The organism is Pedobacter sp. ASV1-7, from assembly GCF_040203335.1.
Classification (GTDB): Bacteria; Bacteroidota; Bacteroidia; order Sphingobacteriales; family Sphingobacteriaceae; genus Pedobacter.
Map to the genome: position 1 here is coordinate 218,396 of NZ_JBEHBV010000007.1, position 16,436 is coordinate 234,831.

The window sequence follows — 16,436 nt, forward strand, 5'->3', positions numbered from 1 at the left end:
AGTATGATACATAAGAATGCCTTAGGGCGTAGAAAAATTTAATTTATTTTAAGAGAAAAATCAGATAGGCAAATAAGCCCAGTTTCACCCTCAGGGTTTTCAATGCATTATTCACTTGCTTCTTAACTGTTGGTTCTGTAATACCCAGCTTATCTGCAATTTCTTTATGACTAAGATTTTCCTTTCTGCTCATCAGGAAAACCTCTTTCATTTTAGGTGGTAGAGAATCTATTTCACGATCTATCATCTTCTGTAACAAGTTTTCTCTTACGCGATGATCGGTAACACAGTTGCTTTTATTTACAGAGTCCTGAATAGATGTTATATAAGAAGACTCTATCCCTTTACGTCCAATAATTCTGAATACTCTATTTCTTACCGCTCCATACAGATAGGATGCAAGGTTATCTGTTAACAGCAACGTATCTCTTTTATTCCACAATACTGTAAATAATTCCTGCACAAGGTCTTTTGCTTCTTCTCTATTTCTGAGCTTATTATAAGCGTGAATATATAATGGTCCTTTATAACGGGTATAAATTTCTGAATATGCAAAATGATCACCCGACTTAAGTAAATCGGATAACTCTACATCAGAAAGTCCACAATATTTATGCATACCCTTAAAATCCCTGGTTTGAATCTAGCACTAAAATAGGTTAATCTCAAAATTAAAAGCAAATATTTGAGATTAACCTATCTATGAATTCATTGTGGATGGGTTATCCGTAATAGCATAGGTAGGCAACATCACTGTTGCATATCACATCAAAAGAAGTATTTGCAATAACATCAAACTCTTCTCCCTCACTATATTCTTTTAAGTTGGCACCCGCTAACTTTACTTCCATAGTACCAGAAACAATTACCATTTTCTCTGGTGATGAAGTAGAAAATGTATAGGTACCTTTCTTCATAACACCTAATGTTGCCTTTCCTTTAGCTGTTTCTAACCCAAGGCTTTGAACTTTACCTTCAAAATATACATTGTGTGCTATTGCTTCATTGATTGAATTACTCATGATTTTAGTTTGGTTGATTAATTTTTAAAAGCACAAATGTATATAAAAGTTGATTACCATTTATCTGTTCTAAAAGGAGATACTGGCAATCCATTACTATTAAATAAATTAGGAGTGGATACATCAGTAAAACCAAACCTAACCGCTACAGGAACTTTGATACTCTTATTAAATACAATCAATTTATTATTTGAGATTTTATAATCTGCTGGAAAAAACTTCTGGGATTCATCCGCAATAAGCAAATCTGTAATAAGCGGCCCTTCAACTTTAAGTTTTCCAATTATATCATCAAATTCAATAATCACATTATTTCCTACTACAGTATGGGATTTATAAACTGGAGATTTATAATCATTACTTTTTCTTCCATAAGTATCCACAATAGCCAGCCTGGCTAGTCTTTTAGCAACCTCCATTTTTTTTGTTGGATGAATATTTTTAATATCTGTCACCAAATCCGTTACCACAACCATACCTGTTTTCGGCAGTTGTAATGTTTTAATCTGTTGTTCCCTTAACAAAGCACCTCTTTGTTCTTCTGGTTTAGATTTGTAATCATACGGAGCAATTTGCACATAATAAAAGGGAAATTCATATTTCCAAGCATCTCTCCAGGATTTAATCATGGCAGAGAAGAGTTTATTATAGCCACTATAAGAAACAATATTTGATTCGCCTTGATACCAAAATACACCTGCAATATTATAACCAACAAGTGGATTAATCATAGCGTTCCACAATGAACCGGCATCATGCGGTTTAGATGGCGAAGGTTTTTGTTTTTTAGCATTTGTTAAAAGTTCTTCATCTTTTTCAATAATATGAGAAGGTGTCCAGAATTCGGCTGCAGTTCCACCCCAACTGGCATTGATAATACCAATAGGGACATTTAACTCTTGACTTAACTCCTTTGCAATAAAATATCCGATTGCGCTAAATCCAATAGCTGTTTCTGGATTACATTCCTTCCAGGAATCGTAAATGTTATCTTGTGGGTTCAAAGAGGCAATATTACTAACCTGCAATAGTCTAACTTTTTGATTAGTTGCATTTGGTAATTCATCTAACATTTCTTTAAGCTTGTTATTAGAATTCCATTGCATATTAGATTGGCCGGAGCACAACCAAACTTCTCCTATTAAAATATTTTTTAGAACTTTTTTATAAACGCCACAAACAACAGTTATGTCGAATGGGCCGCCTGCTTCAGGTGTTTTTAGTTTCACATCAAAGCGGGCATAACCTGTAGATTTTACCTTGACTGGAATATTAGTCCAGGATGGAATAATTGTTACATCAGCTCCCCTATTTGCCCAACCCCAAAAATTAACTTCTGAATTTCTTTGTAATACCATGTTATCAGAAAAAAAAGATGGCAAATTAATTTGCGCAGTTACTGAAGTTGATAACAATATTATAAATGATATTAAAATATACTTCTTGTTCATTATTATTAGTTTTTTGATTTTATACATCTGATTGACAACCCACCTCCTCTGCTAAATGCAGGATATTCAAGTCCTTTTGAAGAAAGATTTACTAAATATGAATTCCCTGTATTTCCCGCTGTACTTGACCAATACCTTAATACACTAGTCTGATTCGTGACTTTTCCATTGTTTGCATTACGCATTCCAGCAGGCAATAGTTTTAAATTGGATGAATAAGCTGTCAAAAAACTACTAATTTTCTCGGCTGCTATTACGTCTTTCCATTCTTGAATAGAAGGCACTCTCCATGCTCTTCCTAATAGTTGCTTGCATGGATCGCATCCATTTATCTCGTTCATTTTAGCTAATTCATTGGCTTCCCAGGCATCATACTGGTCACCATTTTTCCACCAGAAATCACTATTTTTTTCTGCAATATAGAATGGATTAATCCCTGTTTTTGATAGACCCTTTGGATTATTAGGATTCAATCTTTTTATCTCAACGACAGGATCAGACTTTTCATGTCCATCAAATCCTCTTCCCCACTGAAAATAACTCCCATAAGCATTTTTATCTGAAATATTAGATGCTATTCTTAAAGCTCCAAGATTTTGTTGAGTCCACACCTTACCGTCAGCAGCTCTTACTGTTACATAATCAACTTTTTGATCCCCTAACGACACTGTAATATGTCCCAATGCACCAATTTCTTTTGCAGGAACAACTTCATTACTCATTTCATTTACATTAATTCTTTTGGTAGTACAACCAGCAAGCACCATTACTGATGCAATAATACACATACTCTTATTCATACTTATTTATATTTTTTAAAGGTTTTTATTTTTTGGTAATAATTCTCTGAATGACACTATCCTTCCAAATGTTATTCTATTGGAATCATGATAATTTCTGGCACCTCGATAAGCTGTTCGACTTAAATAAATAATATCATCTCCATCAAACATCCAATCAGGATATTGAAAACCCGTTTTCTTTAATGATTCTGATACGGGTAAATTCTGATCATCCTGCATTAATGTTTTTGCATGATGCCAGGTTCTTAGATCTCTTGAATAAAATAGTGATAAAACACTCCTTTGAGAAGGATATTCGGGATGAGTATTGTTATTAGAAATCATCCAGTATACAGGTATTTCAGGATCCTTTCTTATAACAAACTTACTGATTCCACCTGGTAGCTTTATAAAATCATCTGGATTGAATGATGCTTTTTTACCATCATTCTCTACTTTTATCATTGCTGCCCTATCGAAATAGGGTGTTGAATTTACTCTTATAATATTCCAAAGGCAATTATCAGGTCCAACCACCATATTTCCTTCTATCCATCCTGTTGTATTCTTTGATCCTTCAGGGTCTTTTGAAGTATTATATGCAACTTCTGTACTTTTAGTCCAATTGGCTGCATTCAGAAGATCTGCATGTTCTGGAATGGAGATGACAAATGACTTATATCCACGCATACCAGGAAGAAATTCCGTCAAATTTTCAAAAGCCCTAAACAATCTTCCATTATGATTAACAACGGGCATTGGTGCACAATGGTAAAGTGGTTTTCTACCATTTACACCGTCTGCGAATAAAATCCCCGTTTTGGAATCTACAGGTTTAGTCCAATTCTTACCATTATCCGTTGATTTCATAATCACAATACTTCTATCTTTTACCCCCGAAGAAGTACCTAAAAGATAAATGGCATCATTGTGTAAAAAAAGATTTGCCCAGAACATACCTTTTAATTCAGTAAGAGGTAACCAGGATTTTCCATTATTTTTAGAAATATAAATAAAGGTATCATCTGAATTAACAAAGAGTCCAAAACGATCAAAAGACGCCAAAATATGACCATTACTTAATTTCACAATACTCGGACTTCCTAAATAAGTATTTGTTGAAGGATCCATCCAATTGACCTGACTAATCCACAAATTCGTTTTTACAGTATCTCTATATGAATACTTAAAAACTTTTGCCATTACCTTACTCTCTTTTAGAATCAGAGAAAAAACAAAAAAAAACAGTATTTTAAAATTTACTTTCATTAGTCGTTCATTGTCTCTTCTAATAATTTCTTAGTTGCATTAATTATTACAATAAATTCGACATTCCCTCTAGGTTTAATCATTGCCCTGAAAGTGTCCTGAATTTCATCGTATTTATCAAATGACATCCTTTCCTTTCTTTTCAACTTACCTTTCTGTCTTAGTAAAATCTGATCTACCAGATTTAAACCAATTTCAGAAAGTTTCATAAGGTTTTCAGATACAGGTTCTATCTCTCTGATTGCCGGAGCTATTTTTATGGTTTCTTTTAACTTATCATGATTTTGCGCCCAAATGTTGTATTGATTTTTAATTTGATCTCCTAACTCTTTCGTTGGTTTATGAACAAAATCCTCTATCAACGAATTGAATTCTCTTGCCACTTTACTTTCTGGCTTTGCAGCATCAAACACCATGGTTAATGGAGTATATGTATAATATGTAATACCCTGTTTCCGTCTGGAAAGTTCCTTCATCGGTTCTACAGCATCGACAAATGTTTTTAATGGTAAAATATCAGCTCCGTTACTTAACCTTTTTAACATACTTTCATAATTCTTATGATGCGCTATTCCTAAAAATTCCAATCGATCACTTTGCTTTTCCAATCGTCGATACATATCTTTAACATCTCTAACATCGCGTGGAGACCATAGCCTTTCTGCTATAGCAGCTGTATTTGGCCATGTTCTTGAATCAATTGTTTCTGCAGTAGCGACTTCAGTCCATATTGCAGCTTCTCCTCCATAAATATTTTTCTGCTGATCAAGAGTCAGATCATCACTTTCTGCAAATGGTTCATTCAAATAATAGTCTTTAGCACTCGATAAAAGGTCAACATAAAAACCATGTGAAATAATAACAGGATAACCTTTCTTTGCAGCTTCGGTTAGTGAATTTTTCCCTCTCCAGGAATGGATCATAATATCTTTGGAAATCCCGGGCTCTAAAATTTCATCCCAACCCATCATTTTCTTTTTATATTTAGTTAGAATTCGCTGAATCCGTCCATTAAAGTAAGTTTGTAAAGCCATGTTGTCTGTAAGATTATGTTGCTTCTTAAAGGCTTCAATATTAGCATTCGCTGTCCATTGTAACCCTTTATTTTCATCCCCACCAATATGAATGTACGCATCAGGGAATAACGTTACCATTTCAGCTATAAAAGCATCAATGAAAGGATACAACTTTTCATTTGTTGGATCCATTGTAGGTGCTGGTTCAAAATGGCTGTACTTTGTTTCAATTTGATATTTTTGCGAAGCACTCGCGAATTCCGGATATGCTGGAAACCAGCTAGAAGTATGACCAGGCATATCAAACTCTGGAACCACTCTTATTCCTCTATCCGTTGCGTACTTAACGATATCTTTTATTTGCGCCTGAGATAAATACTTTCCATTAGACCCCATTTCATGAAGTTTTGGAAATAGTTTACTTTCAATCCTAAAGCCCTGATCATCGGTTAAATGTAAATGCAAAACATTCATTTTTACAGCAGCCATGGCATCTATATTCCTTATAATTACTTCATATGGAATAAAATGCCTTACCACATCTATCATCAGACCGCGCCAGGGAAATCTTGGTGCATCATTCACAATTATGCTTGGAAAGTAAAAACCTTTCTCATCTGCTTTTAATAACTGCAAAAGTGTTTCTAAAGCATACATAGCTCCCAGATCTGTTTTAGCAGTTATCTTTATTTTGCTGCTACTTATTTCCAATGTATAGCTTTCATCTTCCCCAAGATGGATTTCAGCGGGTCTTTCAACAACAATCTGCAGAATAGCCTCCTTATCGTTGTCTTTTTTTGAGATCTGATCTTGTGTAAACCATTGTATGGTTTGTTCATCTAAACGTCTAAGAAACCTGGTTGCAGCCGCGTATAATCTTTCATTCGGATTGCCTCCAATGGCTAATCTAAAATCCTTATTTAAATATAGTTTTCCTTCTTTAATAGAAAACTGCTTTGGAACGGGCATCATATCTAAAGAATTCTGAGCCAATAGCATACTACTATTCAGAACTAAGAAAAATGCAAGTGATAAAATTTTAATCTTACTCATTCAGTGATTATTTAACTAACACTTCTTTAGTATTAGTAATTTGGTTTTAATTAAGTTTCAATTATTGAATTGTGGTTCTAAGTGACTTTCTAAATCCCTTTAACCGATGAAATGTTAGAAAATTTGCGTCATGGTAATTATGCGCACTCTTATCTCCAAAATCATATGCTGTTCTGGAAACATAAATTATATCCTTTCCATCAAACTCCCAATCAATATAATTGAAACCATGTTTTTTGGTATCACTGTGTGATAAGAGTATTTGATGTACGGTCCAGTTTTTTAAATCCTTTGATGAAATTAAAGCTTGTGTATTTCTAATTTTATCTAACTGAACAGCTCCCCTAAATTCTAATGGAACATAGTTCGCAATTGCAATATAGCACTGTGATTTTTTGTCGTACCTAATGGTGAATTTCTTACCTCCTCCTGGAAAGTTTATAAAATCATTTGTTCTATCAAAGGAAGAAGTTAATCCATCATCAGAAACATTAACAATCGCAGCACTTTCCTGAGATTTATCTTTAGGATTATGAACACGTAGGACATTTACGACTTTTCCTTTGGGATTTACAACAGCATTTCCCTCTATCCAGGCGCCAAAATTTCCCTGTAAATAAGTTGAATCATATGGGAGTGTATTTGTATGTCTCCAATTATTTGCATTTAACAGATCTGCACCTTCTTTAATGGACATCATAAAGGTTCCATACCGATACCCCCACTTTTTGATCTCTCCATCTGCCCTCTCCATAGATCTCCACAGATATCCATTGTGACTAATTACTGGCATTGGAGCACAATGAAATTCTCCTTGCATTAATAAACCTGACATAGCGTCTTTTGGCACGGTCCAGTGGCCTCCACCATCCGTAGATTTCCTTATCACAACATTTCCATGATGTTTATCAGTACCTAGAATATAAAGCTCCTTTTTATATAAAAATGGTTTTGACCAAAACTGTCCATCTAAAGTCGAAATCAACTTCCAGGTCTTTCCTTTATTATTTGATCGGTATACTTTAGAAATGGCTGAAGTGAATTCCGTAGATTTCTTACCGAACAAATCATGTGTTGCAATATAATCTCCATTTGGAAGGATACAAATACCTGGTGATCCTATGTATTGCCCGCCATCCGAATCCTGATAGCTAATCACAATTCCCGGGATATCAGAGTATTCGGTTTTTTGTGCAAAAATGGCAATTGACGGCCCTAACAATAGTAATATTGAAAAAATAATCCTCATTATATATGGTTTTAGCTTGTTACCTGGGTAGTATTTTAATTTGAAGTTGTTTAATTATTTCTCTGCGACCTTCTGAATTACTATTAAAAGCAACCAACGTAATCTTATAATCTCCTGGCTTATCGTAAGAAATCTTATAATTATTTAATCGTTTATCATTTAGGCTTTTAATTGATTTTCCCCAATCCGGTCCTGCATAAACAGATCTGGAAAAAGACATTTTTCCACTTACAGCCCAATCTTCGGTTTCAGCAGATAGATTTGCTGCGAGTCTATTTCCTCTCAGTTCTATATAAGTAGGAAAAAGTGTGGCTCTATCTGTTTCCTTATTCGTAGTTGAGAATAATTTCCAACCAAAAGAAGCATGATTATATAAAATTGTTTCACTAACAGGACTAACTTTCTGTATTGCTATCCCTCTAACCCTGTTTAAACTCGCAATATTTTTTTTGCTTGCATCAAGCTCTGATTGAAGATTCTGATTCTTAACCACATGCTTAACGGCGAAATAAACATCGACCTCTTCATGCTGTTTATCTTCAAATATAGCCGAGGTAATATCTCCTAAACCGCTAGTTGTATAAACCCTCGTTTCCTGAGGCTTCAACATTCTAAATTTTGATGTTATATCAAACCAGGTGGCTTTATTAACACCAGATATTGTATAGTCACCATCAAAGTTTTTAGATACCAATATCGATAATTGATCTTTTTGCCAACCGTCAAGAACTTGCGTATCAAAATTCATTAAGTAAGACATCTCTAAATCCCTGCCTTCTTTAAATCCATAATCATTTCCTAAGATTCCGGTATAAAGTGTTATAAAACCAGGGTCACCTTTAAATTTGATATCTACCGTATCCCCAACCAGATAATTCTCTTTCTCCAGATAAGCATCAAAAACAGGAGTATCTACCTTTTCTATTTTATCACATGCCTGTATTAAAAAACTTGCCAACAAGAATATCAATACTTTTATCCTATTCATAAAATTATATTTACCAACCTGCATTTTGTATAAGTTTAAAGTTCACACCTAATTCATAACTGGGTATAGGCCAGACAATATCTCTTGCACTGACATTCCTAAACATATTTTTAGCGAATCTCAAATCGTAAAAATCGATATGGCTATTCGCTTCTGAAAGCCTCTGTTTCATATTGGTTAGAAAAATTCCCCATCTGACTAAATCTCCCTTTCTTAAACATTCAAAGGCCAATTCTCTTGTACGCTCTTCCTGCATTCTTTCTAAAAAAACAGATTTAGATAAATTCTTGAGATCGACAGTTACATTAGGGATATTATAATCTAATCCAAACCCTCTTCTTCTTACCTTATTTATTGCTTCATAACCTTCTGGAGTTGCTCCATTATTAATCTCATTATCTGCTTCAGCAAACATGAGCATAACGTCTGACAAACGTATTAAAGGAAAATTTTGTGGTGTAAAACTTTTATGCTTTGGTAATAATGTTTCTGAGTCTCTACGAAACTTCCCACAGTTCCTATTCATAATCTGGTTAGTAGCCCATTGTACTTCTACGGCCTTCTTTTCATTGTTTGGAAAGGCATAATAAAAAGGGGCAATAGTCCAATCTCTTCTTAAATCTCCGGATGCATAAACATCATAAGTATAATTGGTAGTGTTTATATAAGAATAACCAAAGCCCTTATCTATATCTGTTTGATTGTATATTCCGTTCTGAACACCAACATAACCACTTAATCCTGCATATATTCCTGTACCATTTCCATAGAATTCGACTTCTAAAATACTTTCTCCAATATCATATTTATCTGTGGCTAGTTTAACGAAAACATCTTTAAAACTGGGATTAAGTCGATGGATAGGAAGTTCCATTACTTTCCTGGCCCATTTTTTAACTTCTTCATATCTGCTATGATCATTAATCTGCTTTCCAGCCATATGTAAATTTACTCTGGCAAGCATTGCCCAGACTGCAGATTGACTTACTCTACCTCCATAACCAACTTTATCAATTGGTTGAACCAAATCTGAAGCTTTTTCCAAATCAGCAACAATTGCTTCATAAACTATAACTTTAGACATTCTTTCTATCTGATGGGATTTAGAATCTGCAGTATTTATTGGTTGTAAAATCAATGGTACATCACCAAAATTACTTACCAATAAAAAATAGAAATAACTCCTTAAGAAAAGGGTTTCTCCCTCGATAGTCGCTCTTTCCGAATCTGTCAAATCCTTTGGTTTATTAATATTAGCTAAAAGACTGTTAGCTCTGTTTATACCAGCGTATAAAACCCGCCAAAAGCTTAATACTTTAATATCTGCTGTTGAGACAGCATAATCACCTATAGAGTTTGCATCATTGGAGTTTCTATTGTAAGCTTCATCTGCATCTAAGCCCATCCTACCAAGCATGTTATTTGCATAAAGTGCATTATCTTTTAATGTAGAATAAACACCAGTCAGTGCGTTATTAATTTGAGTTTTATTCTCATAGTATTCTGTTGGAGACAGGAAGTCATAAGGTGTTAGTTCAAGTGGCTTTTGGCATCCTACAAGAAAAATATAAACTGTAATAAAAATTAAAGTAAACTTATTCATTTCATTAAAAATTAGTTTTTAATCCAAATACTAACGTTTTTGCAATCGGATATACTGAAAAATCGAAACCAGGGGTCAAAGTCGAATTCCTTAAAGAGACTTCCGGATCCATTCCGGAATATTTTGTCCAGGTATAAAGGTTCTGAGCTGCGACATTTATTTCAAGGTTTTTCAGATTCAATCTTTTAGTTAATAATCTTGGTAATTGATAAGAAAAATTGATTGTTTTTAATCGGAGAAAAGAACCATCCTCCAATGTTCTATTGCTATAAAAGCCGGCAGGACCTTGTCCACCTACCCTGTATAAATTTGTTTCCGTATGATCAGGTCTCCACCTATTTGCATAAACCGCAAGCTGATTCATCCCTAAGCTATTATTTACGTTCCCCTCTAAATACATCCTATTAGCATTCATGATATCATTTCCATATGACCATTGAAAGAATATATTTAAACCGAAGTTTTTATATTGAAAATTATTATTAAAACCCCCTGAATGAATTGGTAATCCTCTTCCGATTATCACATTATCATTAATGTTTATGATGCCATCATTGTTAATATCCTGATACTTTACATCACCTGGTTGTATATTATTTCTAGAAAGTCCATTTGTTGGAATATCTAATTTCAAACTATAGGTTCCTCCTATTAAATCAAAATCTTCAGTTTTGTACACGCCGTCCCAAACCAAACCATAAAACATAGCAGAAGAACTTCCTACTTCAGCTATATATAGATTAACTGTATTAAAATTAGCTGACCATCCAATAGGTGTTAATAAACGATTAGACTCATCGGTTAAAGACGTGATTTTGTTCTTATTAAAACTGATATTAAAATCAGTGGACCAAACAAAGTTCTTAGTTTTTATATTATCAGTAGATAGACTAAACTCTAGTCCCCGATTGTTTATGCTTCCAATATTTTTATAAATTGATGTATAACCAGTAGTATAAGGGACAGGTGCACTTAACAATAGGTCTTTCGTGTTTTTATTATAAACATCAGCAGATAACCTAATCCGATTTTTAATAAATGATAGATCAACACCTACATCCAATTGTTCGGTAGTTTCCCATTTAAGGTCATTATTACCATACGTAGCTAATACAACTCCTTTAGAGGGGCTGCTATTATTAAAGGAATAATAGGAACCATATGGCATCGTCATTTGCGAGAATCTAGTAAAATCCCCTATACGGTTGTTACCCGTATAACCAAAACTAGTTCTTAATTTAGCATCTGTAAGCAGCTCAATATTCTGAAAAAAACCTTCATTTTTCAGCTTCCAGGCAAATGCTGCTGAAGGAAAATAAGCCCACCTGTTATCCTTTGAAAATTTACTTGAACCATCTGCACGGAAAGTAAAAGTTAATAGGTATTTACTTTTATAATTATAATCTAACCTACCTAGATAAGACATTAAAAAGTTTTTATTGATCAAAGCCTGGGTTGGTCCCGGATCTCCTTGATCTAATCCACTTAAACCAAGTTCTTCATTAGGGATTTTTTCACCAGACAAACCAAATTTATTGTAATTATTCTGTTGGATAGTAAAACCCAACAATCCTGTAAAAGCATGATTTCTAATTTTTTTCTTGTAAGTCAAGGTATTCTCATTTAGCCAATTGCTTAACTCAATATAATTTACCAATCCATTCACTCCTTTAGTATTAGAAATTAAAGTTGAGGTCCCTCTGGATGTAGAAGAATTGTAAAAACCTGATTCTCTGGTAACCCTTCTGGAGGCACCACCCCTAACTTTAAATTCTAAATCTTTCGTTAGCTTGAATATTCCATAAGAGTTCACAAACAAATTATCCCGTTTGTTTTCCCTTAATATATTATTTAAATCAATAATTGGATTGGTGGTAATTAATGCGGATTCCGGATCAACTAAATCTTCTAATAAAAGGTTATCGTCTCCACCAGTTGTTGGTCTATATGCCCAGGTTCTAAAAAGGGTATAGCTACTATAAGTAGCCGTTTCTGGAGAAGATGATACATCTCCGAAATCTTTATCCAAAGAATAATTTATTCCTAAAAACAACTTCACATTTTTAGTATCATGATTAAGGTTTAAACGACCTTGTATCCTATCGTACCCTGTCTTTATGATTGCACCTTGCTGATTAGCATAAGAAACAGAACCAAGAAATCTGGTTTTGGCTCCTCCGGTTAGTGTTAAAGTTTGATTCTGATAAAAACCATTTCTGAACAGATGATCCTGCCAATTTACTCCAGGATAGTTTAAATAATCTTCAACAGTTTTTCCTTTTCCACTTAAGTATAAAATATTCGCTGCCTGACTATTTGCTTCTTCCTGGTACTTTACAAATTCATAGGGATTCATTAATTCAAGTCTATTATTAACTTGTTGAAAGCCAAAATTAGAAACATAGGAAATATTGGTTTTATTATCTCCTTCACTTTGTTTTGTTTCGATCACAATAACTCCATTAGCACCCCTAGAACCATAAATAGCTGTTGCTGATGCATCCTTTAAGATGTTCATCGATTTGATATCTTCAGGATTTAAACTTAATAACCCAGGATCTTCTAAAGGAAATCCATCCACAACATATAACGGGGCATTACTTTGGGTCAAAGAATTGCCCCCTCTAATGACTACATTTAATTCTGAGCCAGGTTGCCCATCGTTACTAGATACTCTGACTCCTGCAACACGGCCAGCCAAAGACTGATCTATAGATAATACAGGAGCTTTCTTAAGGTCAGATAATTTAACCTCTGCTACAGACCCGGTTAAATCGCCTCGTTTAACTTCACCGTATCCAATAACAACTACCTGATTTAATTCTTTAGCATCTTCTTTAAGCGTAACATTTAGAACAGTGTTACTCCCTACTTTCCTTTCTTGTGATTCAAAACCTAGAAAAGAAAAAACAATAATTGCTTCAGACGATTTTATATTTATCTTATAATTTCCACTAAAATCAGATGTTGTGCCTATTGAAGAACCCTTTATTCTAATGCTAACACCAGTAAGAGGCTCCCCTTTTTCATCTATTACCTTTCCTATTATTGTTGTGTTTTTCTGAATAATAGTTTCCTCAATCTTTCTTTTTACAGAAACTGTTGTAGCATTGATTTTATAAATTAATGGCTGGTTTTGAAAGCATTTTTCCAAGACGCTTTGAATAGATTCATCTTTAGCATAAACACTTATAGTTTTAGCATTTTTCAGGTCTTCAAGTTTATACACAAAGTCGTACCCTGTTTGCTTTCTAAGAATGCTAAAAACATCTATCAGGTTAGCATTTTTGATGTTTACATTAACTTTTTGAGCTTTAACAATAGCGTTTGATTGTAAAAACACCGCAAAAATAAAAAAGATTACTAGTTTCATTCTCAGGAAAAATCTATTAAACATGCTACTATTGCTGAACTGTAGCAATCCACATTTTTTTTTATACATTTGAATTGATTAGGCTTAAGAATTTATTAATTGTTAACTGCAATTGAAATCCATTACCTAATCAGGCTTTTAAAGCTTCTTATTTCGAGGGCATTCTCAGTGCCTTCGAAATTATTAGGTAACCGATAGTTTATAATATCAATTTGACATCACGATCACCCTCCTTCCTTCTATTTTAAATTTATAATCACCTAAATCTTCTATAGACATTAAAAGTTCTGATAGTTTTTTAGATCTTGAGAACGTCCCCGTTATTTTTCTGACATGAATATCACCAACATACTCAACATCAATATCATACCATCTTTTCAAATCATTAATAAAAGTTCTGATATCTATTTCATTAAAACTGAAATAGCCATTTTTCCAGGCAATTGCATCTTCCAGGTTAATCTTAGAAATCTCAAATTTATCTTTATCCTTTTTTAGTATAGATTGCTCACCGGGTTTTAACATTTTACTAAAAACAGGAGTTTTAACATTTATACTCCCTTCTAATAATGTAGTTTTAATAAGCTCTTCATTACTATAAGCTCTTACATTAAAGTGTGTTCCTAAAACTTCAACTACCTGATCCTTACTTACTACTTTAAATCGTTGTTGGATTTGATTTTCAGTATGCGTTTTTTTGACCTCAAAATAAGCTTCACCTTCAAGAACAACAACTCTCTCCTTACTATTGAATGCAAGTGGATATTTTAACTTTGAAGTAGAATTAAGCCAGACTTTACTTCCGTCGGGTAGATTAATGCAAAAACTTGATCCTACAGGTGTTTCTACAGTATTAAAAGAAGTAATATTTTTCGTATCAGCACCTGAATATGTATAAGCAATTTCACCATTTGATGATCTTTTGACTATGACTCCTGCTTCTTCTATTAGTTCATTGTCATTTGTATCACTTAAATTAACTTTATGACCATTAGATAATGTCAATATCACATCGGTCTTTAAATCAGTTTTTGCTAAAATCTTTTCCGGGGAGGGACTTTCTTCCTTCTTGTAAAAAAGAAAGGTAATTGTTAAAGATATCAATATTGCTGCAGCAGCGGAAAATATTCTTAGATACAGAATATTTTGTTTTTTATTAATTTGATTATTTATTCTTTTTAATACAAGCAGGTATTCATCATCCAACTCCTTAGGACTAATACTATTAATATCTTTATTAAAATCTAAGTAACCAGATTCAACAATAAACTTTTCTTCAGGAGTAGCCTCTCCTAAAATATACTTATCTAACAAACTTTTATTCTTTCCCATTGAAGCTTTAATTTGCGTTCATAATTCAATGACACGACAATAAGCTATAGGGGGTATAACTTTTTTAAAAAAAAATAGAAAAAATATAAGTACCTAATTTTACTCTAAGTATTCTCAAAGCATTTCTCACTTGTGTTCTAACTGTAAAATGACTAATGTTCAACTCACTAGCTATTTCACGATGAGACATTTCTAAGTTACGGCTCATTTCAAAAATAAGTCTCGTTTGTGCTGGAAGTTGAGAAATTTCCTTTTCTACAATTTTAATAAGTTCTTTTTCATGAAATCTTTGTTCTACTAAACTCTCACTATTCGCAGAATTTTTTTGTAAAGATTCGACAAATTGATCTCTCACTTTTGTATTTCTAAAATAGTTTAAAACTCTATTTCGAATGCTTGTATATAAATATGATGATAAACTGGTATGTATGCTCAACTCCTCCCGATTATTCCATAAATACATAAATAGATCTTGTAAAATATCTCTTACCTCTTCCTTATTGGCTAATTTTCGATATGCATGTGCATATAATAAAGCGAAATATCTCTTATAGATCTCGTTGAGGGCCGATTTCTTTCCCAATTTTAATTGACAAAGCAATTCATCATCACTTAATAGTTCATTTAACATAAATCAGCAACAATAATCTCAAAAGATATAGATAATATAAATATTTTACCCAAAGAATAAAATATCTAATTTAGCAATTATCTGCAAATAAACACTTTAAAATATTATCTGTAATGTATATAATATTATCATACTCATTGCCAAAAGAAAAATGACCAATATGATTTATAGTTATAATCCGTATATAGACATGTTTAAATCGTTTTTAGTATATTTGGCACCAAATGCAAGCCGTTCTACCGCTGGCCTGATTTAATTATCTTGAAAGAGGAAAGTCCGGGCAACACAGAGCATCTCGCTTCCTAACGGGAAGAGGTTCAGGAATGAATGCCTGAATTATGGAAAGTGCCACAGAAAACACACCGCCGATGGCTTTTGGGCACAGGTAAGGTTGAAAACGTGAGGTAAGAGCTCACGATCTTTCCGCGTAATCGGAAAGTTGGTAAACCCCGGGAGTTGAAAGACCAAATAGGCTAACGTATGTAGGACTGCTCGTTCGATGTTAGTGGGTAGGTCGTTAGAGATAAATGGTAACATTTATATTAGATTAATGGTAGAATCTCATCTTTTTGAGAACAGAACCCGGCTTACAGGCTTGCATTTTATAATTTTATAATGGGTTATTAATAATATAAATTATCTTAGTAACCACACAAATAATGATTAG

At 33.4% G+C, this 16,436-nt stretch carries 12 protein-coding genes and 1 other RNA gene; 1 reads left to right on the top strand and 12 read right to left on the bottom strand.

The window, feature by feature from the left end; translation table 11 throughout:
• Nucleotides 1–43: 43 nt before the first annotated feature.
• From ABDJ41_RS16945 to ABDJ41_RS17000, 12 genes are all read right to left on the bottom strand, one after another.
• Nucleotides 44–619, bottom strand: coding sequence for an RNA polymerase sigma factor (locus tag ABDJ41_RS16945; protein WP_349787266.1), 576 nt, complete (start codon nt 617–619; stop codon nt 44–46).
• Between the two features lie 103 nt (nt 620–722).
• On the bottom strand, nt 723–1,022 hold the full coding sequence (ppnP, locus tag ABDJ41_RS16950; RefSeq protein WP_349787268.1) for a pyrimidine/purine nucleoside phosphorylase: 300 nt from the start codon (nt 1,020–1,022) through the stop codon (nt 723–725).
• 53 nt (nt 1,023–1,075) lie between these two features.
• A complete protein-coding gene (locus ABDJ41_RS16955) occupies nt 1,076–2,500 on the bottom strand; it encodes a sialate O-acetylesterase (protein WP_349787269.1) in 1,425 nt (474 codons plus the stop codon).
• Complete coding sequence (locus ABDJ41_RS16960) at nt 2,479–3,273, bottom strand: fibrobacter succinogenes major paralogous domain-containing protein (protein ID WP_349787270.1); 795 nt, start codon at nt 3,271–3,273, stop codon at nt 2,479–2,481. Before ABDJ41_RS16960 ends, ABDJ41_RS16955 begins: the two co-directional genes overlap by 22 nt.
• Nucleotides 3,274–3,288: 15 nt before the next feature.
• Nucleotides 3,289–4,458 carry a sialidase family protein gene (locus ABDJ41_RS16965; RefSeq protein WP_349787271.1) on the bottom strand — a complete coding sequence of 390 codons (1,170 nt, stop codon included), beginning with the start codon at nt 4,456–4,458 and terminating at the stop codon, nt 3,289–3,291.
• A 65-nt stretch (nt 4,459–4,523) separates the two neighbouring features.
• Nucleotides 4,524–6,593, bottom strand: coding sequence for a beta-N-acetylhexosaminidase (locus ABDJ41_RS16970; RefSeq protein WP_349787272.1), 2,070 nt, complete (start codon nt 6,591–6,593; stop codon nt 4,524–4,526).
• Between the two features lie 61 nt (nt 6,594–6,654).
• A complete protein-coding gene (locus ABDJ41_RS16975; RefSeq protein ID WP_349787273.1) occupies nt 6,655–7,842 on the bottom strand; it encodes an exo-alpha-sialidase in 1,188 nt (395 codons plus the stop codon).
• 19 nt (nt 7,843–7,861) lie between these two features.
• On the bottom strand, nt 7,862–8,830 hold the full coding sequence (locus ABDJ41_RS16980) for a DUF5017 domain-containing protein (RefSeq protein ID WP_349787274.1): 969 nt from the start codon (nt 8,828–8,830) through the stop codon (nt 7,862–7,864).
• Nucleotides 8,831–8,840: 10 nt separating this feature from the next.
• Entirely contained in the window at nt 8,841–10,433 is a 1,593-nt protein-coding gene (locus tag ABDJ41_RS16985; RefSeq protein ID WP_349787275.1) for a RagB/SusD family nutrient uptake outer membrane protein, read from the bottom strand.
• Between the two features lie 4 nt (nt 10,434–10,437).
• Nucleotides 10,438–13,806 (bottom strand): TonB-dependent receptor, encoded by a 3,369-nt coding sequence (locus ABDJ41_RS16990; protein ID WP_349787276.1) that lies wholly within the window; start codon nt 13,804–13,806, stop codon nt 10,438–10,440.
• Between the two features lie 207 nt (nt 13,807–14,013).
• On the bottom strand, nt 14,014–15,138 hold the full coding sequence (locus ABDJ41_RS16995; RefSeq protein WP_349787277.1) for a FecR family protein: 1,125 nt from the start codon (nt 15,136–15,138) through the stop codon (nt 14,014–14,016).
• Nucleotides 15,139–15,202: 64 nt separating this feature from the next.
• The gene (locus ABDJ41_RS17000; protein ID WP_349787278.1) at nt 15,203–15,769 is read right to left on the bottom strand and encodes an RNA polymerase sigma-70 factor; all 567 of its coding nucleotides are present in this window, start codon (nt 15,767–15,769) and stop codon (nt 15,203–15,205) included.
• 223 nt (nt 15,770–15,992) lie between these two features.
• Here ABDJ41_RS17000 and rnpB point away from each other — a divergent pair.
• Nucleotides 15,993–16,375: RNase P RNA component class A (gene rnpB / locus ABDJ41_RS17005), an RNA gene on the top strand.
• The last annotated feature ends 61 nt before the right edge of the window (nt 16,376–16,436 follow it).